Genomic DNA, 21,122 nt, shown 5'->3' with positions numbered 1-21,122 from the left:
TTGAGCCAGGCGGCGACGGCGTCACGCAGGAACGGGTAGCGGCTGGCATCGTGGTGCCAGGGGTCGCCTGCGGTGATGTAGATCCGCTCGACACCATTCGGGATGGTGTGGAAGACGGCTTGCAGGATGTCGGCCGCCGACTGGCTGCCAAGGTCGAGGTGATGGGTCTGGTCGCGGTAGACCAGCATGCCGGTGGCGGTGTCGAGGAAGGCCGTGGAGCGGGCCTGTTGGGTGAAGTTCGGCCGGGTGGAGGCCAGGTTGGCGGTGTGGCCGACCCAGCGGTCGCCCTCGGGTCCTTCGGGCAGGGACGGCAAGGAGCGTGGCGTTTGAGGAGACTCCAGCAGGGATGGTGGGTTCGCGGTAGCGGCCGGAGTGGGTGGGGCGGGAGTCGTCTGGGTGAGCGCAGGGTTAGGTGGAGCTGTGGCAGCGGAGGTCGCTGTCTGGGGTGCGCCAGCCATGGAGGGGGCAACCGCACCGGGAGTCGCAGCAGGAGCTTGTGCGGCGGGCGGTTCCTCGGCGGGCTCGGTTTGGGCTTCCGGGGCTGGTTCGGGCGGCGGGGTCTCTGCAGGGGCGGTGAGGCTGCCCGGTGCCAGGATGGGGGCGATTGCGACGACTTCGGCGAGGCTCAGGCCGGACGCCGGTGCGATGCGGTCCGCTTTTGCCTTCTCGTAGGCGGCCAGGGCGGAGATGCGGCGTGCACGCTGCGCTTCGAGCTTGGCGACCTCGGCCTGTTTCTTCTTGATCTCGTCGCGCAGGGTCCGTAGCTCGGCGAGAGCCGCGGTATATGCCTTGCTGTCCATCGCAATCCCTTTGGGGTGTGGGTTATTTGGCGGCGCTGCCTGTGCGGACGTAGGCGATCGCCCCGCCTGAGTGAGAGGTGAGGCGGGCTCCCAGTAGCAGGTCAGCGACGGCGCGGTCCTGGGCTGCGGATGCGATCACGTGTTTCGTGGGACGGGCGAGGTCAGTGACGTAGCCAGCCAGGACTGCGTCGGGGAAGACGTGCCGGCCCTTGGTGTTCTTCTCCCACCGATCAAGGCCGGCCAGGACGGCCACGACATAGCCCGACAGGGTCACCGGCAGCACTTGGCCGGCGGCCACGCTCGCCGCGTCGCATCTCCACCAACCTCGTAGCGCTTTGAGGAGGTCGTCGGGAGTCAGGGTGGCAGCGAAGCCGATCCAGCTCCGGTCTGGTTCGTTTGCGGGCTGAGCTGTGTCAACGCGCAGGACTGCGGTCTCGTCGACGGCCAGCTTGTCCAGGGGTGCGGGCTGGCGTGTGCGGAGGGCTTGAATGACTTCCAGCGGGACCATGACGCGTACCCCGCGGCGGGAGAGGCCCGGGAGAAGTCCGGCGCGCACGAGTCGACGGAACGTGGTGACGGCGCAGCCGAGTTCTGCCGCAGCCTGCCCTGTTGTCAGCAGCACACAGCACCCCTACAAGCAGACTCAGATATCTGATTCGGCTACGACACTAGACGTCTGAGTGGTCCGGGTCAAAGGCCGCGCAACCGGCAGCTGGCGCCAGCGCACCGCGGCGCTGCGCCTGAACCCTCACCGTTCACCAGCACTCGGCCCACGGTCTCGGCGGGTGTAGGCAGACATGGCCAGGGAGAGATGGCTGTGCCAGCCGGGGTGGGGGCGGGCCTGTAGTCGAGGCCACACTCCTGCTTCGCGTTCTGGAGGCCATTGCGGTCATCCGGATCGTCTAACTATTGGCATGTAGAGCACAGATTGTCGTCGTTGTGCTCAGGAAGAAGATCGGACGGAGCGAGGTGGACGGTGTAGCACCTGGTGCATAGATCTCCCCCACAGGTGCGGCAGCCTACGTAGCGCCCGCCTGCATACTCATATCGCCGCTTTTCGACATTCGGGTCGCTGCACGCCACGTGCGGCTCGCGGCTCACCACTGCAGCTTGATACGTGTTCTTCAGTCTCACCTGACTAAGGTCTCTTCCCTCCCGGAACACTCGCCGCCAGTCTCCTTGCACGTGGAGTTCGTCGGTGCCGCACACCCGCACCAAGGTGAGCCCATTGGTATGGGCCTGGTATGCCTTGGACCATAGGTTGGCGAATGCCTGCGAGTGGATGATGTGCATCCAGTCGGGGCGGCGCAGTTTCCTGTTGTAGGACGATTCCCCCATGGTCGAGACGAACTTGGCGTACAGGGCTTTCACGTACTCCAAAGTCACAGGGTCGCGCTCCTCGATGGCACGGGCCCTGGCGTCCCGCAGCGTGGTCCGGAACTTTTCAAGCAGGTTCTCAGTGGATCCAGACGTATAGGACTCGTGGATGAGAGGAGGGTCGCACAGTTCGTAGTTACGTCCTGACAGGCGCAGTAGTAGCCGAAGGGTGGCCTCAGTGATCCATACGGGGCCGGGTTCGTGTCGGGTACCCAGGGGGTTGGGCAGGCAGCCGTCGTGTTCCCAGGCCGGGGGTGTGACGAGGTGAATGCCGGCGCGGCGTCGGTCGTGAGGGTAGGGATTGGTCGGTTGGAGGTGACCGAGGGGCAGGTGGGTCTTGAGGGCGGACAAGTATGCGCCGTTGATGTCCAGTACGGCCACAGGGCCGGTCTCTGCTGGCGCTTGTGGGCGTTGCCAATTGAGGCGAGCTTCCCAGATGCTGTCGGCCGTTCGGGGGGACGGCTTGCAGAGCACCTCGGGAAGCGCAGGGTAGTAGACGATGTCGTACCGGCCGCCTGCGCGGCTTGCGTTGAGCAGACGCATGGCATCGGGGATCGCCCGGGCGGTAAGCGCGGCCGTGGCTGCGTGGGGATCGCCGTCGTGATCAGCTAACGCTGCGGCAACGGTCTCGCGGATCGGGTCCTGGAGGGAATCGGAGTATCGCGCTGCGGCGTGGCGGGGAGTTGGGATGCGGCGCTCTGTCGCCGCGTCGCGACTCGCGGAATGTGAGACCGGCTCGGACGACGGCGCGGAGGCTGCTGCCGCGCAGTCGGAGGCGCTCAGGTGCTGTGCGTATCCCAGGACTTGCTGTGTGGCCGGCTTCCCGCACAGGACGCAGGGAGCGGGCTGGGTGAGCGGCTCGCTGTCAGAAGCGGCTTGCTCGGAGGGCTGGGTGTGGACCTCGGCCGTAGCGTGGGCACTGGTGAGGAAATAGCTGCAAGCGGCGTGGAACTGTCCTTCCGGTTCGCTCTGGCCGGTCTCCCATGTGTGCAGAGTGGCAGTATCCACGCCGAGTGCGTGGGCGACCCGGTGGGCGGGCAGGCCGAGGTGGCGCCGCAGCCGGCTGCGTTCGGCGGGCGGCGGTAGGGGGGTGTATGCGGCAAGGAGAGCGTCGATGGCCTGGAAGCCGTTCATCGTTTGTACTTTCTGGGCGAGTTGGGGCGCGCTACTGGGGTGGGGGCTGCGATGAGACGGCAGGTTTCAGTGGCGTGGGCGACGTCGTTGCGTTCCCAGCTCGTCAGCCGGAAGGGCCGGTTGGCGCCGGATAGGTGGGCAGGGAGATCGGGACGGATGTAACCCTGCAGATCGGTGTAGATGCGGGCGGCTTCCTGGAGGAGGGCTGCCCATGCAGGGAGTTGGGCGGGCAGGTCGGCGCAGGGCTCTGCAGGGGTGGAAAGCAGCAGGTGGGGCAGTTGATCGGTGCCGTAGCCGGTCAGCGCGCGGATGGCGACGGCTGCGGCGTAGAGCGGGTGGGCGATGCGGGTGTGGATGCGCTGGGATACGACGTCGTGGTGGGCGCTGGTGAGGGTGGCAGCAGGGGGCGGGTTGTCACGCGAGGGGAGGCGGGTGGGGACACCGCGGCAGCTGCTGGTGGTCTCCTCTGGCTCCCCCCGTGGGTGCCGGGGGCGTGGAGGCAGCTGATGCCAGGACTCGTCGTCGGCACCAGGGAAGGGGGTGGACTGCCACCAGGGATAGAGGGCTGAGGGCATACCGGGGTGGGGAGCGTGAAGGTGCTGGTAGGCGGCTTCTGGGGTGTCAAGGCTGTGGTGGGCGACCGCGTTGAGGACGTCGCTGAGGGCCTTGGGTGACGGGCCGCTGACGATGAGGGTGAGGTGGATGCGGGTACGTTCGCGCAGGGCCATGAGGTGCTCGAGGTGACGGCGGGTGATGCGGTGGGCGCGGCAGATTATGTATTGGTCAATGCAGAGGGCCTGGGTCCAGGCCGCCGTTATCCGCCAGGACTCGTCGGCGTTTCCGATCCACCATGGTGGATCGGTATTGGGTGGCGGCAGGTGCTTGCCCAGAGCACGGATGAGGTCATGGGCGAGGTAGGCGGGCGCGGTGCCCAGCGGGGTGGGGTGGACGACGATCCGGCCCTGTGCGGGCTGGTGGGCGGCAAGGGCTCTGGTGGTGTAGATGGACTGGTCGTGTGGGTCGGTAATGACGGTGATTGGCGGCAGGTGGGGGTCGGTCTGGTCGGGCGACCACTGGGGCGTCCACTTGTGGATGGCATCTGCTGGTGCGGTATGTGGGGTCATGCGTTGTGGACCAGGCTGGTTTGGAGGCGGCTCAGAAGGGTGGTTGGGTCGGGCGGGCGGTTGGGGTGGCGGCGCAGGGTGGCGTTGAGCTGGTGTGTCAGGGCGGCCCAGCGGCGGAAGTTGCCGTGGGCCCACAGGCTGTCCAGGTGGGTGAGGGTGGCAGGGGGGATGGCTTGCCATAGCGAGTGGAAGGCGGGCAGGACAGCGAGAACTTCGTCCGCGTCGAGTGGTTCCATGTGGTGCCAGGTGGTGATCCGGCTGAGCAATGTCGGCTGGGAGCGCAGGGCCTTGAGGCGGGGCTGGCTGGCGAGTAGCACAACGGTGACTTGCGGGGTGGGGTCGTCGTAGAGGTAGCGCAGGTATTCGATGCAGGAGGCGGACAGCTGGTGGGCTTCGTCGATGGTGAGCAGGCGGGGCGGCTGTATGAGGGCGTGGCGGAGGTAGTCGTCGCAGATGCCGGGGTCCGTGGGCGGGTTGCTGGGGAGGCTGAGGGCGCGGTAGAGGCTGTGGCGTAGGTCGTCGGGTCGGGCCTGGGGGCGTGGCAGCAGTCGCAGAGTTGGCAGGGTGGGGCGTTGGTCGCAGAGGGTGTGCAGGGTGAAGGTCTTGCCGACGCCGGGGTCGGCGGTCAGGCACATCATGCTCTGGGTGCGCTGCGCCTGGTCGAGGGCGCGGGCGGTGGCCCGCACCGCGGAGGTGGTCACGGTGCGGGCGCCGGGCAGGTTGAGGTAGTGGCTTGCGTGGGGGGCGCTCTCGTGGGGGCGGGTCATCCGGCGTCCTGGTCGGGGCGGCGGGTCTTGCGGCGGTGGGGCAGGGCGCGGCGGATGGCCCAGCGTGCGATGGTTTCGTCGACTTCGGTCAGGCCGCGGCGCTTCATGCCTTCGAGGATGTGGTAGGTGATCTTGGACCACATGCGGAAGGTGCCGCCGGCGCCTTCGTCATAGATGTAGTCAATGAGTGCGGGGTCGGCGTTGGCCCGCACTGGGTGGAAGTGGGGGATGGTGCGCTGGACCTCGTCGGCCTCCATCGGGGCGAATTCCTGCCAGATGTAGATCCGGGAGGCGAGGGCAGGTTCGCTGTAGAGGGTCTTGTATGCCTCTTCTCCCCCGACGAAGAGGACAGCGGGACGGTTCTTGCCCTTGCCGGTGTCCCACAGGTGGCGCACGAACTCAAAGCATTCACGGCTGAATTGCTGGGCTTCGTCGCAGACCAGGACGTAGGGCTTGCGGGTCAGGGTCCGCTTGAGGAGGCGGTCGAACTCGCTGGGGTGGGAGGGCGGTTCGCCTTCGAGGTGGAGTTCGTTGAACAGTTCTTGGCGGATATCACGGGGGGGGTGGGGCGGGAGCGGAACTGCAGCAGCAGGACGCGGTCGGCGGCTACTTCCTTCAAGGCCGCCAGGACGGAGAAGGTCTTGCCGAGGCCGGCGTCACCGTAGATGCAGGACATCGCGCGGGCTTCGATGGTGTCGGCGATGTTTTCGCTAGCCTCGAGGAGGGCTTCGGTGGCGACGATGCGGGCGTCGGCGAGGTTGAGGTAGAAGTCAGGCTCGCCGACGGTCTCCTCGTCGTCCGGGCGGGGCGCCGCCACGGTGGTGCTGTCGGTCATGTTGGTCTCCCTTGTGGGCTGCGGTGCGTGGTCGTGGGTGCGGGGTTTCGGATCTACCGATGGGCTGGGGTGGATGGGTTGCTGGGCATGGGCGGTGCCCAGGAGCTGTCCGGTTGAGTCATCGAACAGCTCGACGGAGTCCGGACCGCAGGGGCCGATGCGGACTGTGCGGTCGGTGTGGGCGGCCATCCAGGTGGCGGTGTATGGGCGGCCGCGCCAGTGGACGGCCTGACGTCGGATAACCCTGGTGTTCCGGCGCGGCGGTGGTGCGGGGGCCGTCGTGAGGGTGGTCACGCGTTGTCCTTGGGCAGGGGGGAAGGGGTGTCGGGGGCGGCCCAGCGGTTGGGGGGCTTGATGCGGCGGGGCATGTAGTTGGCGGGCAGGTCGTCGGTGTGGCGGCGGGAGCGCAGGCTGTGCAGTTCTTTCGTGGCCTGTTTGCGGGTCATGGCTCCTTCGGCCACGGCTGGGCCTGCGGTGGTAACCGGTTTGAAGCGGCGTCGGCGCAGCGCTTCGGCCTTGCGCAGGTCTCGGCGCAGGCGGCGGGCGCGTTCGGTGCGTGCCTGGTAGACCTCCTCGACCTGTTCCTGGCTGGCCTGGTCGGCCAGGTAGGCAGTGCCCAGGTGCCGGATGTTGTCGGCGTCGAAGACTTCGATCTCTTGCGGGTGGTGGGGCTGGAAGCGGATGTGGACGCGTGTGCCGGACCAGCCGGCCATGTAATCGCGTCCCTCCCATCGGATGCCGTGGCCGTGGATGACCCGGCTGGAGCGGCTCCCTTCCAGCAGAAAGGCATGCAGATCCTCGGCGGGCACATCGCGGATCGGGGTGGGATCGCTGTTCCAGCACTCCAAAGCGGTCACCCCGCCGTAGTCGTTCATCTTGTGCTCGCTGTTGCGCCTCTGGACCCACTTGGAGAACTCGCTGACGAAGCCCTCGAAGGTCAGTGCTGGGTCCTTCTCCCCCACCCGGCGGCGGGCGTCGAGCTTTTGGGCATGGACGTACCGAGGCAGTGTGGAGAAGAACATGCTGGTAGCGGCGCGGTTGAGATTTTCGATGTTGCCTTTGAGGTGCGGGGTGTAGGGCGGCAGGACATCGACTTGGACGCCGAAGGCTCCCAGGGCTTCTTGGACGGCGCGGGAGAGGAAGTCCTTGCCGCGATCGATGCGGACCCGGGTGGGCAGGCCGCCGGCTGGACCGTAGTTGCCCTCGCGCAGGATGCAGGAGCGTAGGGCGGCGAGGATGGAGCCACGGTGTGGGAAGTGCGCGGTGATAGCCCAGCCCATGGTCACGCCTGTGTGGCAGTCACAGAACCAGGTCACCCACGGTTTGACTAGCCGCCCGTCGGCCCAGACGAAAACGGGGACTTGCTTGTGGTCGCCCTCCCATTCCTCATTGCGGGCTGTGGGAGGGCGGCGCAGGTGCGGGTCGTGGCTGCGGGAGGCCGGCAGCCCGGCCCGCAGGCCGGCCAGGTCCCCGGGCGTGAGGTCCCGCTTGATGGCCCGGTGCAGCGTGGACAGGCTCACCGGCTCTATGCCTATCTTCTCTGCATCTTTCGCGAGTTCTTCGTGGACGCGCTTGATGTTGCCTCGGTAGTAGGCCAGCAAGACGCGGATGTGGTCAGTGATCTCGAAGCGGTCCCGGGTGCGGCGCAGGGGCTGATTGAGCCGGGCGCGGGCGAGGTTGCGCCACACGGTGCGGATATGAACGCCGAGGGTGTGGGCGGACAAGCGGACGTGGGCGGTGGTCAGCTCACCCTGTTCGGCGAGCTGCAGCAGGGCTCGTACAGCGGGCCCCATGAACTCGTCGCGTTCGCGCCGCCCGTGGGCCGTGCCGTCGGGGCTGGGAGGTTCATCTGGGTCAGAAGCCGCCATGGGACTACTCCTATCTGCAGGCGGGGGTGTGAGCGCCCAGCGGGAGGAGGACTGAGTCAGGCCCAGAAGCCGAGGTGGGTAACGTGCTCGTACTGGCGCCAGTCGGAATCCAAGTCACTGATGACGTCCTCCCATTGGCGTGTGAGGTCTTGCAGGTCACTGCGGGACCACGCCTCGACGATGCCGTCCCAGCGGTAGATGTTCTTGCGCCTCCACCGAGCCACACGCTGATGTTTCGGATCCACCTCGTTCTGATCAACGGGGTAGATCTCCACGCGGGTCCCGCCATCGGCATTGAGTCGACGGGTGAGGCTTGCCGCCATGTTGCGGCGACGCAGAAGTCGGAAAGCGTCCTCCAGGCGCAGTTGCTGCCCAGTGCTGGGGGTGCAGTCTTCGGCAAGCCAGGCGGTGATCTTGCGTCGATCCAGGCGGACCCCGCTGTCCCGCATATAGGCGTAGCCCGTGCGGGAGCGGGTCAGGTACAGCGGGTTGCGTCTGAGACGGTCTTCCGACGTTTTGTAAGGGTCCGTGACCTGCGCGCTCTCGTCGAGTGTGATGGTAAGGGCCACGGCCCCGGGCACGCCCTGCGCGCCGAGTCTGCCGAATCCCATTGATCCTCCAAAGCTGATATCGGCGCGCCGCGGCGGTGGCCACCGCTATGCACGTCAATGGGGTCAACAGATGCAGGACGGCGGCAGGGCTGAAAGCGCAGTTGCCGGCACATGTGTGCAAGCTCTAGTAGCAAACGAAGTTGAGGTGCGCCCAGCAAGGCTGCGACAAGGCGGGAGAAGCCTGGTCGGTGGACGGGTACGTCCAGGCACAGGCTCGGTTGCGCAGGACGCGGGTACGCGTCGAACACACCTCGAACCTAGGACGCACAGACACTCAGAAAGATCTTTCCGGTCATTCCTTCCCCGCCGTCCAGTCACGTTGTGACGCGCGTAGCAGGTGCTGTCGCTTTTTGAGCTCTGGTTGTCGCCCTCGCGGGAACTGGACTGCCCAGGTCGGCCATTGATCTACCTTTCCCCACGTCAGGGCAGCATTGGCCAACACGTAACGCGTGCACGACGACGCCTGGCGGCAGGGACGGCGAGGCACTGTAGCTGCAGGGTCTGACAACGAGCCCTCCATAGCACTTGAGTGCGATTGCGGGGCGAGAGGCCGATGGCGCGTTTTTCCCGCTACCGATCAGTACCAGGGACGGCGAGCAGCCAGGACGCTTCATGTGAAGGACCGATGCGCAACGATGCGCTTATGAGTCTCACCTCATCACTCAAGGACCCCACATCCACGATCTCCCGCTTTCTCGCGGAGCAACTCCCTTTCCCTAACCAGGTATTAGCCGACTTCCGTAAGCGATTGACGCGCTTTCCTGCGCCAGTTGAACCTCGGCCTGGAGCAGGCCAGCGCCCGGAATGGCGGATGTTGGGCCACACGATCGACCATCGGCTCCGTATCAGCCTGGGAGCGCCCACCGGCCAGCCGATCAAAGACGGTGTCCTACGGGCCGTCCTTGACGACAACGGATGGCCCAGCAGCGAGGTCATCAGCACAGTGCAGGCAGCAGGAGCAGTCATGCTGGAGGAACTGCGCCAGTATGAGAGCCCCGACGGCCAGCCATTGTCCCTCGCTCCCGAAGCCGAGGACCGATTGATCCGGCTGTGCCACATCGCCTCCAGCTTCGAGGCGATCTTCCGCCACGCGGGCTGGATGCGAGGCAACAGCCTGGGATTTTGTGAGCCCGGCGCCAGCCTGAACGACCTCGTCGAGGCCGTGCCTGACTACATAGTCGACGACATCTGCCAGCAGATGGCCCTCGCTGCCAGCCCCGGCCCCTTCAGCAGCCTTCGCGATCTTCCGGCGCGCCAACGGATCTGCGGTCCCGTCTTTGACGGGAGCCGGCATGTGGGCGGCGCAGACGCCGACTTCGTCCTTAACGGGAAGCTGATCGACTGCAAAGCCACCAAGCGCCCCGAGCGGATGGGGCGCGCCGAGATCTACCAGCTGGCCGGCTATCTCTTGCTCGACTACAGCAACTCCCACGGCATCCAGGAGGTAGGACTGTATCTCTCGCGTCAGGGCGCCCTCATCGACTGGAGCGTTGAGGACTTCCTCGGCCTGCTGGAAGCCCAACTTCCCCTGCCTGACTTGCGGGCAGGGTGCCAGTACGCACTGACCGATGGTGCAGAGGGCACTTCGCTACCTCCCGTGGACCAGCGCCAACGTCTCCCTCGCCCAGGTCGCGCGCCCGCGGTACAGGAGTCGCTCTTCGACGATCTGAGCTGATCCGAAGATACGGTGTCAGCCCATTCAGTCCCCGTGGCAGGCATGGCAGTTTACCGTTCCCATCAGCTGGCGATCTGGCTGGACTACACGTTTTTCTTTCATGGTGCGAGGTGTACGGAAGGTCACGTCACCAGCAGGGGCAGTTGGTCAGGATCGCCCATACGCTGCTCCTGAGGACGGCAGTACCATCACCGGCCAAGTGGCACCTCAGTGATGTCAAGGTTTCGGGCTGGACGCAACATTTCGTCAGCGATGGAACGGGGCACTACAAGCGTGATGTGTCCCGACACCCAATCGGCGTCAATCTGGCAGGCAGCAATGACCGCCAGCTCCCAATCCGTCAGTGGATCGACTTGGAGGCCGCAGTCCCATTCGGCGAACTCCAGCAGCGGCACCTGCAGACGCAGCCGCACAGTCAGTGGTACTGATCTTTCTACCGATGGAGCCTCTCGGGACAGGGTAGACCGAAGCATTTCTTGAGCCCCGCCGGCTGACCAATGATCTGGGCTTGGCATGGTCGCGGAGTATTCATCAGTCCATCGCTGACGCCAGGCATGCCATGTCTTATGCAGTTGTTCCCGGGAAACTTCCGCCTCATCTTGCGGCACAGAGACTCGTCGTTCGAGTTCTTCCACGCTCAAGAACGCCTGGAGGTCCCAACGCCTGCGCTCCACGTGCATGGCTAGCCGAGCCAGCAGCGGCTCCGCCCACTGGCTCAGCCAGGGATATGGGGCAGCGCAGCGCAAGGCATCGCTCATGTAGTGCTGTGTGTCCCTCCACCTCTCGAGACCAGCGAGCCCAGCCACTCGCCCTACAGGGTGCAGTACCTCAGGGTCGATCTCCTCGTCTTCCTCAGCAAGGGTGTCAAGGGCCGTGATGAGGGCCGCTACAGCGTGAGTGAGCTGCCGCGATCGGGCAGGGAACTCGTAAGTAAAGCAGTGGGAACACATCCGGCGTGCCACTTCACGGCTGAATCCAACGGTCTCCGCGGTGCCATGAACCTCATGGCGAATCTTCGAGCAGCCTGCGTCCCCATGCAGAACACCCTTGCCGTCTACGTACACCGTGAGGGGCTGGCCTGTGAAGCGCTCAAGGGGCATGCCATATCCGACCATCTCCATCAGCAGCGCGGGCGCAAGTTCCGTCGTCATGCCGGAACCCTACGGACTTTGCAATCCCTGCGTAGCAGCAACGACCACATGCGCCCGATTCGAGATCAATATTCCTTTGACCCGCAGGACAGACAAACAGCCCTATAGGAAATGCCAGTAAATTGACATGCAGTTATGCAGTTGCCTGTCACAACGATCTTCCACTTCATGCCATCAGAGTGGTAGCCATTTCCCCAGGTCATGGCCCCGACATCAAGTTCCTGACGATGGCATAGAAACGACAAGCGATTGCTGGCATCTCAGTGGCACATCACACCGTGCTCGCGCAGGCGGTCGAGGACGGCACTCCACGATCAGCAACCCCCGTGCCCAGGGCAGGGTCCCTCGCCCCGCGGTGACACACCGGGATCTGGAAGCGTTGTGGCCCCGGAAGCCATGGGCCTCCGGGGCCACAACGACGAACGGCGGGGTCGGTCCGATGCCGACGGCAAACAACTGTAACGGCTCCGTGACGGTGACCAGGTCGTCGATACCGTTGGGCGTTGTCCCTTTCATTGGCAGGGTCGGCTCGATCTCCAGCTTCGTGTCACCGTCACGAACCTGCCTGATGATTCTGCAACATGCTTCAGGCGCTGCTCTCCCCGTGGAGGCAACAACGCTCAACTGTGATCTGATTTGTTCGAGCGATTTCAAGGGTTCCCTCTACAGCACCCTTGAGTGCACGTTCCAGGGCCTTCAGTTCCGGGATTCTCTGCTTTATATCTGGAGCAATCTCTACTGCCTCCCACGCGCTTCGGTAAGCGTCCTCCAGGTCCAGAACCGCCTCAACAATATCCGCATGCTGATCTGCGGAAAGGCCGGAGCGGCCTTGCATACCCATGCCGAGTTGAGCCCTGACTGAAATCAGATCACCGACCAGCCGGACATGTCCAACTCCGACTTTTTTGCTCAGCAGGATCTCGGCCAGAATGGCATCATGGTGCTCCTCGTGTCCGGGCATCATTCTTCCCCTAACTCATCATTCTCTTGAGCTTGATCATTCCTCGTGCGCCTGGTGGGATGTCAACTCCGCCAGGTCTCAATATATCCACACAGTATGTGACGCAGCTGTTGTGGATTCCATCGTAGGGGCCAAGGTCTGCGTTGATGGACCTTAGCTGCGCATCAATGGCCGCATTCACGTCGGGCACATCGAAGATTCGCTCTATCACGTTCGGCCCCAGACGTTGAGCGCCCGCCCCAGTTGTCGGGAAGCCATTCGGATTCCCCTCTCCGTCCCACCCGTTGATGATTTGTTCGGTCTCCATGTACCGGCCGTTGCCCTCGACTCGGATGGTGGCGTGGCCCTGATCGACATCCCAGCGCACCGTCGCGCGCCCGCTGTATGGGGAGAGCCCGAGGGGGTCTGTCCAAGTGTGGGGGTTGCAGACGTACGTGACTGGGTTGGGGGCGGGGGTGAGTCCGAGGGGGTCGGGAGTCGTGTAGCGGGCGGTTTCGGGGTCGTAGGTCCGGACGTAGTTGTAGTGGTGTTCGGTTTCGGGGTCGAAGTATTGGCCGGGGAAGCGGAGCGGTGTGTAGGCGGTGGCGCCCACGTTCCAGACGGTGGAGCCCCAGAGGGTGGTGCGGGCGCGGGCGGCGATGGTGCCGGTTTCGTCGAGCAGCTCGGTGGGGGTTCCGACGAGGTCGGTGATGATGGCGAAGAAGCGCTGGTCGACCTCGTGTTGGGGTGCGTCGACTGCGGTGAGGCGTTCGCGTTGTGTCAGGGGTTTGAGGCCCTGGTGGTCCCAGGTGATGGTCGATTGTGTCGAGCTGTTTTGGAGGAGCGTGGTTTGCTCGCACAGGGTGGTGCGGTCCCAGGTGAAGAGGACCTGCTCGGCGATGCTCTCGCCGTCTTCGGCCAGGCGTAGCTTGGCGGTGCGCCAGCCGAGAGGGTCGTAGGTGTAGCGCCAGGTGGTGCCGTCGGGGGTGGTGCAGGCGGTCAGGCGGTCTTCGGCGTCCCAGGTGTAGCGCCAGGTGTCGGGCTTGTGGGACAGGCGGGTCTTTTGGCGGAGGGTGGTGCGGCCGGCTGCGTCGTATTCGTAGCGGATGCCTCCGGCGCGGTTGATGCGGGTGCCGGTGTAGGTGCGCTCGCCACGGGCCTCGCGGGCGGGGTGGCGGTCGGGCCAGGTGGCATGGGTCTGGTTTCCGGCGGCGTCATAGGCGTAGGTCTCGGTCCAGTTGTGGGCGGAGACGGTGGTGACACGGCCGACGGTGTCGAGTTCGAAGTGGCGTACACCGTTGAGGTGGTCGGCGATACCGGTGAGATGGCCGTCTGCGCGGTAGGTGTACGCACGGTGCTGAATGGTTTCAGCGGCTGCGGTCACGTGCTGGTCGGTGAGACGGCCGAGGGTGTCGAATTGGTTGGCGAAGGTGATGTCGCCGAGGGTGCGGGAGACTTCCTGGCCCAGCGCGTCGTGGGCGAAGGCCAGGGTGCGGCCGGAGACGTCAAGTCCGGTGCACCGCCCTGCCGCGTCGTAGTTCCAATGGCTCACCGCGCCGGTGGGGGTGGTGCGGGACAGGCGGCGGCCCAGGGCGTCGTAGGTGTAGGTGGTGGTGCGGCCGTTCACCGTCTCGCCGACGACCTTGCCGGACTCATCGCGGGCGTAGGCCAGTTCGCTGCCGGGACCGGCGATCCGGGCCAGATGCCCGGCAGCGTCGTAGGCGTAGGTGGTGAGCTCGCCCTCGACTTCCTTGGCGACCATACGGCCGAGGGCGTCGTGCTGGTAGCGGATGGTGTGGCCCAGCGGGGTGGTGCGGGAGGTCAGGTGCCCTGCCGGATCGTGAGTGTAGGTCTGGGTGCGGTTGTCGAAGTCCGTCTCGGCAATCAGGCGGCCGGCCAGGTCGTATTCGTATCGCCAGGTCAGGCCCTGGGGGTTGATGACCTTCATGAGCTTGAGTTCGGTGTCGTGCACGAACTCGTGGCGTGCCCCGTCCGGGCCGGTACGTGCCTTCAGCTGGTCGAAGTGGCCGTATTCGAACGTGGTGGTCTGACCCAGGGGATCGGTGTGGGTTGTGCAGTTGCCCTCGCCGTCGTACGTCCAGGACTCTCGGGTGGCATCGGGATTGACGCGGGCTGTCAGGAGTCCTTCGGTGTTCCATTCGTACCGAGTGGTGTTGCCGAGGGGGTCGGTGACGGAGGTGGTGCGGCCGAATTTGTCCCGGCTGAACGCTGTGACGGCGCCGAGTGGGTCGGTGACGACAATTGGGAGCCCCGCCTTGTCGCACTCGATCCCGCTGGTGCTTCCCAGTGGGTCGGTGACCGACGTCAGGTTGCCGCGTCCGTCGTAGGTGAAGCGGGTGGTTCGGCCTGCGGGGTCGGTGACGGCAATCCGGTTCCCCGTGGCGTCGTACTCCTGGTGGAAGGCCTGGCCATCTGGGCCGGTGACCTCCGCGGGCAGGCCGAGGTCGGTGTAGGTGGTGGTGCTGCTGCCGCCGCCGGGGCGGACGACACCGATGAGGCGCCCCTGCTCGTCGTAGGTGAACTGTGTGGTGGCGCCGACGGGGTCGGTGATCTGCAGTGGCCGGTCGTGCGTGTCATACGTGGTGCGAGTGGTGTTGCCAAGCGGGTCGGTGACGGCGACGACCTGGAGGCGGTCGTTGATGAGGTAGCGGGTGCTGGCGCCCTCTCCGTTGATGTGGGTGGTGATGCGGTGACCGGTCTTCGGGTCGGCTTCGCCGTAGGCGAACCGGTTCTCCAGGTGCCACTCGGCGCCGGACTGAGTGGTGCAGCGGTGCCGATGGTCGTAGGTGTACTCGTAGCGGGAGCCGTTGGAGTCGACCCAGGCCGTCATCCGGTGCTCGGCGTCGTACTCGAAGGTCGTCACCGCGCCGGTAGAGAGAGTGACCGACGTGAGGTTGCCGCTCTCGTCATGCCCGTACGACCGGATCAGCTGGTCTGGCTTCGTGCATCTCTAGGAACAGCGTTTGTCGACAGGTTCCGGAGGCAGTTGATGATCAACCAGCGCACAGATGTCGAGCAGAAATGACGGCACTGACTGCCTGTCCTGGTGAGGTTGGGGTGTGTAGGCACCCGTGCGGGGCGCCCCTGGTGCAGGGGGCTGCTCCGGGCAGGGGCATACTCGCTGGATGGGCTCGATTTATCGCAGTGAGAGGGGCCGGCAGTCCATCCAGGGCTGGTGTGTCGATCAGCTTCATCGGTGGACGGTTCCGCATGAGCGCATGAAGGTGACCGCCAAAGAGGCGCCCACTCACGTAGTGGCTGCGGGCTCCGGCTCGACGACGGTGGTGTTCATTCCCGGTACCAATTTCAATGCTGCTTCCTCATTGCCGTTGGCGACGGCCCTGGTAACTGCTGGCCACCGGGTCTTACTCGTGGACGTCCCGGGGCAGCCCGGCCTCAGTGCCGCAGAACGTGAGCCCTCTGGCGGTGGACTGTCCTGGTATGGCGCTTGGCTGGGCGAGACGCTGAAGGAGTTGGCGGCCGGTCCTGTGACAGTCCTGGGTCATTCATTCGGCGCCGCCGTCGCCGTCTCGTGCGCTTCGCCGTGCATCGAACGACAGGTTCTGGTGTGCCCAGGCGGGCTGGCGAGGCTGCGGATCACCGCCGGCGTGATGGCCGCCTCTGCCGCCTGGTACTTGCGTCCAACGCCGAAACGCAGCGCCCGGCTCCTGCGAGCCATGCACGCGCCCGGCCACCAACCACGCACTGAGCTGGTTGAGTGGATGACGCTCATCGCGCGACACGTCCGCTCAAGCGGATCCCCAGGGATCGCGGATGTGCCCCCGACGGCTGCTCGCCGCTGCGCCGTCGCGGGTGAGCATGACACCTTCCTGCCACCTCGACGCCTCGGCCCCACCGTGCGCAGAACACTCGGTATCGACCTTCACGTGGCCGCTGGCAGCGGTCATCTCCTGGTTGACGAAGACCCCGAATACGTGGCTGCTCTCATCGACAACCTGGGCGGGGCTCAGCCTTCGCATCAGGCAAGTTGAGTGGAAACCTGCCCCGTTGCAGGATTTCGCTGAGCGAGGTTAGCCGGCCTTGGCGGGCTCCTCGGCTCGTGCTCGGGTGCTGGCGAGGCGGTAGGAGTCGGTGCCGGTCTCGATAATGGTGCCGTTGAAGGTCAGCCGGTCGACGATGGCCGCGCAGAGCCGCGGGTCCGTGAACGTCTTCGTCCAGCCTCCGAACGACTCGTTGGAGGCGATGGCGACGCTGTTCTTCTCCTCGCGTTCGGTCAGGACCTGGAAGAGGAGTTCGGCGCCGTGCCGGTCGAGTTCCATGTAGCCGAGCTCATCGATGCACAAAAGATCAACACGCCCGTAGCGGGCGATGGTCTTGTTCAGCTGCTTCTCGTCGGCCGCCTCGACCAGCTCGTTCACCAGCTTCGTGGCGAGCGTGTAGCGGACCCGGTAGCCCTTCATCGCCGCCTCGGTGCCCAGGGCGATCAGCATGTGCGACTTGCCGGTGCCGGAGTCACCGATCAGGCAGAGCGGCTGGCCGTTCTTGATCCATTCGCAGCTGGCGAGGGTGTGGACGGTGGCCGCGTCGATGTTCGAGTTCGCGTCGAAGTCGAACGCTCGTAGGGACTTCTCCCGCGGGAAGTTCGCTGCCTTGATTCGCCGCTCCGAACGGCGGCGGGCCCGGTCGTCGCATTCGGCCATCAGCAGTTCGGCGAGGAAGCCCCGGTAGCTCATCTGCTCCTTCAGCGCCCGCTCGGCGATGTCGGGGAACTCCTTGCGGATCGACGGAAGCCGCAGCATGCGGCAGGCGCTGTCGATGGCGGCGTCGGCGGCCTGCTCGGTCAAGCCACGCTGGCGGGGCAGGGTCATTGCGCTTCTCCCTCACGGTGGTCACCGCTGTTGTCGCGGCGGTGTCGGAGCAACTGGTCGTAGGGGGTCACCGAGGGCAGCGGCCTGGTGTCCGGCGGAAGGTGAGCGAGGCGCCACTCGTGCAGGGACGTCACCGTCGCCGGCGGCTTGCCGGGAACCAGCTGGCCTGCTGCGGGGCCGGGTTCGGTCTCTGCCTGGGCGGCTTTTCGGGCCTCCAGCGCGACGGCGTCCGCGGTCATGGCCGCGGCCCTCAGGGCCGCGGCCAGACCGGCGACGACATTCTCGTGGGGCAGGTGACGGCCCAGCAGTAGCACCTCGATCAGGGCCCGGGTGCCGTCCCGCTCGCCGTGGATCTTCTTGGCCCGGTCCCACCAGGCGTCATGGATCGGTGTGAACTTTCCTGCCGAGCGGGCCTGTTCGAGGGCGGTGGAGCCGGGAAAGGCGCCTGGCTTGCGGACCAGGGCCTCCAGGTAGTGGTCCAGCTCCAGGCGGACAGCGCCCTTGGCGATCAGCCGCTCATGTCGTGCCACTTCCACGTTCCTGTCGTAAACCACCAGGTGAGAAGCGTGTAGAACGACCCGGACGCGTTTGCCGATCAGCCGGGTCGGCACCGAGTAGCGGTTGGTGCGGACGGGGATCTGGCTGTAGCGGTCGACCCGTGGTGTGAACATACGCCCGGTCTCGAACGGCTCGTCGGGCAACGGCAGCAGCAGTGGCTGTTCGACCGCGAAGTACTCCGCAACCGTCTTGGGCCTGGACCCGATTCGGCGGGCGCCGTCCTGCCGGTCCCACTGGTCAACCATCTCGTTCAGCTCGGCGAGCGAGGAGACCTCGGGAACGGGAACGAAGTGGTTGCGGCGAAAATAGCCGATCTGGCCTTCGACTCCGCCCTTCTCGTGGGCCCCTTAGATGCCGGGCCGGCAGTAGAAACTCTCGATGCCGTAGTGCGACTTGAACGCGATCCACCGGTCCGTTTCCACCCTGGCCCGGTTCAGCCCCAGCACCCGTGCGACGGCAGCCTTGAGGTTGTCTAGCGGACCTTGCTTCGCGGGACCCCGCCCAGCGTCCGCAGTGCGTGGACGTGGCCTTCGAAGAAGGCTTCTTGACCGGCCGAGGCGAACACGCGGTGGACGGCCTTGCCCGAATACGACAGGCGGAAGGAGAACAGATAGCAGGTCACCAGCTCTCCGGCGAGCCGCACGGTCACGTCACCGAAGTCGACTTCCGCCTCATGGCCTGGCTGGTGGGTCTGCGGGATGAACGCCTCCAGCGGTGCCTTGCCGGATTCGACCAGGATCTCCGGCTTCCGGCCGGCGACGTAGTAGCGGACCATCCCGTAGGAGACGTCCGCCCCGTGCTCCTCGACCAGCCGGTGAAAGATCCGTGTGACCGTGTGCCGCTGCTTGCGCGGCGCGTCCAGATCCGAACGCAGGATCTCGTCGATCACCGGCTTGAACGGATCCAGGGCACTCGCCCGGGGCGGGAGCTTCTTGCGCGGCTCCGGCCATGCCGAGTCCAACGCCTTCCGCACCGTCCGCCACGTCACGCCGTGCTTGCGCTCAAGCTCCCGCATCGACATGCCGCCGCGATGGTCACGCCGGATCGCCGCGTACAGCTCGACCTTCGACATCGGCGGCATGACCAGCACCTTTCACCAGGAGCATCCCGATGCTGCCCTGGCAAGAGACCCGGCGCCTCCCAAACTCATCAACACCACTCGTTCGTGCCCCGGGGCGCCTCCCAAACTCATCGACAAGTGACGTCACTACTGCTCGATAAAGCCAGTCTCCTGACCCCAACGAACAGCTCACTCCCAGACCAGTCAACTGCCCAGTCTGTGACTGCGAGTTCACGCCGAGCCCGAGACAGATCTACTGCTCTCCCCGCTGCAAGAGCGCCGCCCACCGACGCGCTCCCGTCGGCCTGGCCGCCCACACCTGCCCAGTCTGCGACGGCATCTTCACCGCCAACCCCCGACTCCGCCAGGTCTACTGCTCGCCCGAATGCCGTCGTGAGTCGGAAAGGCAACGCAACCGGACCCGCGACGAAGAACGAGCACGCCGCCTCGGCGAACACCCCCGAGCACTACCGTCCGCCCCGCAGCCGACAGCCCCCGGCCCCATCGACCCACTGGCACCGACAGCCGTCCGGAACTGTCCCCACTGCGACCAGCCAGTCACGATCGTCGCCCTGCTCGCCACCCCAGAAGCCGCCCGCCCCACGATCACCAACCGCGTCACCGACATCGCCCCGCTCAGACGCCTCCAGTGAGCTCCGGCTGACCGTCACCGATCACCGGGCCCGCCGACCTGACGGTCGGCGGGCCCACAACGCGGCTTCGTCCACGAGTTCAAGCAGACGGCACGACCGGGGACCGCAAGCCGAGCCACTGCTCGGCATCCCAGGCTTGGAACCGCTCTACCTCGGTGAACCCCAGTTTTGCCGCGAGACGCATCGAACCGACGTTGGCGGTCTGGGTGGCGAGCACCACCGGCTCGCCGGGAAGGACACCGCCGAGCCAATCGAGTGCCGCCGCGCACGCCTCGGCGGCGTACCCGAACCCCCACGCCTGCGGCAGGAACAGATAGCCGAGATCGACCTTCCCCACAGCAGCCGGGCGAAGATGCTCCGTTGCCCTCCTGAGCAGGATCTGGCCGATCATCGCCTCGTCGAGATCAACGACGAAACTCCCCGGCCACCGCTCGGGCACCCCAGGCATTTCACGCTCAAGCTCGTCCCGCGACCGGGGGCCGCCGAGATAGGCGTGCACCTCTGGCGACGTCAGCAGCTCGATAAACGCTGCACGGTCCCGGGCCTCAGGCTCTCGGAGCACGAGCCGCTCAGTCTTGATCGGGGCAGGCGGCCAGGCGACGGGTCCGAGTTCAGTCATGCCGACCAACCAATCAGCAGGCTCGGCAACGATCAAGGCTCGCGGACCGATCAAGCCAACGGGGCCATGCAGACCCGTTGCGGTGATCAAGGTCCGCTCCCCACTCCCCATCTTCCCCAGACAGTTCAAAGACCAAGCAAATGGGGCGAGGAGCACCCCCGGCCGTTTTCAAAGGTTCCCATCAACAAGAACGACGGGGAGGTCTGTCTGGGGGACTGAGGCACGCACCTTCGCCAGGACACGAGGAAAGTCTTCATCGTCGATGCCACCCAAGTGCTCCTGACACAACCCGTAGATGACCTCGACGGGGTCAGGACGCAGCCCCATCTAGGCGCGGGACGTCCGAATCTCCTCCTCGACTTGCTCCATGAACCAGCGCATGACCTCGTACCAGACGTCCCGGACGAGCAGGGGGGATGCACAGAGGCAGCCGGCAACAGTTGACGCGCCGCCCGTCCTCACTGACCACGTGTCAACAAGAAAAAGCCTACGAAAACCACTAACACCACCACCGCGACACAGAAGGCCACGCCAGCGCAGACCGCGAGGATCGCACTCCACCCGAAACGAGCCACCCGCCGCGAACGCCGCAGCTCCGCCTCATAGGCGTCGTCGTCCCACCAACCCGGCTCAACCATCCCCACCACACCCCCCACATAAGCAAACCACCCTACGGCCGCGGCGCTGCGTGAGATTACGACGCCAAGCCGACAGCCTCCCGGGCCGCAGATCCCGGCCCGCCGGACTGCCGGTCGCGGGCGTAATCGACCCGGTCTCCTTCAGTGGCGCGGCAGCCGGTCCGCACCGGCTCACCGTCCCCACTCCGCGGGGCGCGCAGCCGGATCGGGACCCGGGTTGGTCAGGCAGCGGATGCTACGGATGCCATCGGGCGCAGCTCACAGCTCAGTTGACCGCGCGCGATGGCTTGGCCCGGAAACCGGTCAACATGACGCCATCAGCAGGTCCTGCGGTGGTCCTCAACTGGCGTGTTCTTGCTGCGAATACGACTTAAAGGCGTACAACCCCACAGCACGGTGATAGGCATCACATAACTCCGCTTGGCGGAATGTCGGTTCCGTTCCATGGGTGCCATTTCATGG

Annotated in this window: 14 protein-coding genes and 3 pseudogenes; 2 read left to right on the top strand and 15 right to left on the bottom strand. The window is 65.7% G+C overall.

Going from position 1 to position 21,122, the window contains the following annotated elements:
• From ACZ4NB_RS23360 to ACZ4NB_RS23320, 9 genes and pseudogenes are all read right to left on the bottom strand, one after another.
• Window positions 1–800, bottom strand: a pseudogene (locus ACZ4NB_RS23360) (hypothetical protein); the annotation flags it as partial.
• 22 nt (window positions 801–822) lie between these two features.
• On the bottom strand, window positions 823–1,422 hold the full coding sequence (locus ACZ4NB_RS23355; RefSeq protein ID WP_467664369.1) for a helix-turn-helix domain-containing protein: 600 nt from the start codon (window positions 1,420–1,422) through the stop codon (window positions 823–825).
• Window positions 1,423–1,706: 284 nt separating this feature from the next.
• A complete protein-coding gene (locus tag ACZ4NB_RS23350) occupies window positions 1,707–3,311 on the bottom strand; it encodes a helix-turn-helix domain-containing protein (RefSeq protein ID WP_467664367.1) in 1,605 nt (534 codons plus the stop codon).
• Window positions 3,308–4,435, bottom strand: coding sequence for a hypothetical protein (locus ACZ4NB_RS23345; protein ID WP_467664365.1), 1,128 nt, complete (start codon window positions 4,433–4,435; stop codon window positions 3,308–3,310). The genes ACZ4NB_RS23350 and ACZ4NB_RS23345 overlap by 4 nt, the downstream gene beginning before the upstream one ends.
• Window positions 4,432–5,202, bottom strand: coding sequence for an AAA family ATPase (locus tag ACZ4NB_RS23340; protein WP_467664363.1), 771 nt, complete (start codon window positions 5,200–5,202; stop codon window positions 4,432–4,434). Before ACZ4NB_RS23340 ends, ACZ4NB_RS23345 begins: the two co-directional genes overlap by 4 nt.
• A complete protein-coding gene (locus tag ACZ4NB_RS23335; protein WP_467664395.1) occupies window positions 5,199–5,741 on the bottom strand; it encodes an AAA family ATPase in 543 nt (180 codons plus the stop codon). The genes ACZ4NB_RS23340 and ACZ4NB_RS23335 overlap by 4 nt, the downstream gene beginning before the upstream one ends.
• Complete coding sequence (locus ACZ4NB_RS23330; RefSeq protein ID WP_467664361.1) at window positions 5,663–6,037, bottom strand: hypothetical protein; 375 nt, start codon at window positions 6,035–6,037, stop codon at window positions 5,663–5,665. Before ACZ4NB_RS23330 ends, ACZ4NB_RS23335 begins: the two co-directional genes overlap by 79 nt.
• Before the next feature lie 290 nt (window positions 6,038–6,327).
• The gene (locus ACZ4NB_RS23325; RefSeq protein ID WP_467664359.1) at window positions 6,328–7,905 is read right to left on the bottom strand and encodes a transposase; all 1,578 of its coding nucleotides are present in this window, start codon (window positions 7,903–7,905) and stop codon (window positions 6,328–6,330) included.
• A 56-nt stretch (window positions 7,906–7,961) separates the two neighbouring features.
• Complete coding sequence (locus ACZ4NB_RS23320) at window positions 7,962–8,516, bottom strand: transcriptional regulator (protein ID WP_467664357.1); 555 nt, start codon at window positions 8,514–8,516, stop codon at window positions 7,962–7,964.
• Window positions 8,517–9,480: 964 nt separating this feature from the next.
• Between ACZ4NB_RS23320 and ACZ4NB_RS23315 the strand changes: the two genes are divergently transcribed.
• Complete coding sequence (locus ACZ4NB_RS23315) at window positions 9,481–10,191, top strand: hypothetical protein (RefSeq protein ID WP_467664356.1); 711 nt, start codon at window positions 9,481–9,483, stop codon at window positions 10,189–10,191.
• A 188-nt stretch (window positions 10,192–10,379) separates the two neighbouring features.
• Here the strand turns inward: ACZ4NB_RS23315 and ACZ4NB_RS23310 are convergent, their stop codons facing one another.
• The 3 genes and pseudogenes from ACZ4NB_RS23310 to ACZ4NB_RS23300 form a co-directional block, all read right to left on the bottom strand.
• Window positions 10,380–11,342, bottom strand: coding sequence for a hypothetical protein (locus ACZ4NB_RS23310; protein ID WP_467664354.1), 963 nt, complete (start codon window positions 11,340–11,342; stop codon window positions 10,380–10,382).
• Window positions 11,343–11,928: 586 nt separating this feature from the next.
• Window positions 11,929–12,303: a hypothetical protein gene (locus ACZ4NB_RS23305; protein WP_467664352.1), complete on the bottom strand. Its 375-nt coding sequence runs from the start codon at window positions 12,301–12,303 to the stop codon at window positions 11,929–11,931.
• Window positions 12,304–12,688: 385 nt separating this feature from the next.
• Window positions 12,689–15,238: pseudogene (locus tag ACZ4NB_RS23300) on the bottom strand (RHS repeat-associated core domain-containing protein); the annotation flags it as partial.
• 190 nt (window positions 15,239–15,428) lie between these two features.
• On the opposite strand from ACZ4NB_RS23300, the gene ACZ4NB_RS23295 reads away from it, so the two are divergent.
• Window positions 15,429–16,295 carry an alpha/beta fold hydrolase gene (locus ACZ4NB_RS23295; RefSeq protein WP_467664350.1) on the top strand — a complete coding sequence of 289 codons (867 nt, stop codon included), beginning with the start codon at window positions 15,429–15,431 and terminating at the stop codon, window positions 16,293–16,295.
• Between the two features lie 39 nt (window positions 16,296–16,334).
• Here the strand turns inward: ACZ4NB_RS23295 and istB are convergent, their stop codons facing one another.
• The 3 genes and pseudogenes from istB to ACZ4NB_RS23280 form a co-directional block, all read right to left on the bottom strand.
• Window positions 16,335–17,132 carry an IS21-like element helper ATPase IstB gene (istB, locus tag ACZ4NB_RS23290; protein ID WP_467664348.1) on the bottom strand — a complete coding sequence of 266 codons (798 nt, stop codon included), beginning with the start codon at window positions 17,130–17,132 and terminating at the stop codon, window positions 16,335–16,337.
• Window positions 17,129–18,762 (bottom strand): annotated as a pseudogene (gene istA / locus ACZ4NB_RS23285) (IS21 family transposase). Before istA ends, istB begins: the two are co-directional and overlap by 4 nt.
• Before the next feature lie 720 nt (window positions 18,763–19,482).
• The gene (locus tag ACZ4NB_RS23280) at window positions 19,483–20,022 is read right to left on the bottom strand and encodes a GNAT family N-acetyltransferase (RefSeq protein WP_467664393.1); all 540 of its coding nucleotides are present in this window, start codon (window positions 20,020–20,022) and stop codon (window positions 19,483–19,485) included.
• Window positions 20,023–21,122: the final 1,100 nt, after the last annotated feature.

The sequence above is a fragment of the Streptomyces sp. NPDC026575 genome, from assembly GCF_055567415.1.
Note: the sequence above shows the minus strand (reverse complement) of the source record. Positions and strands in the feature narration are given on the sequence as shown.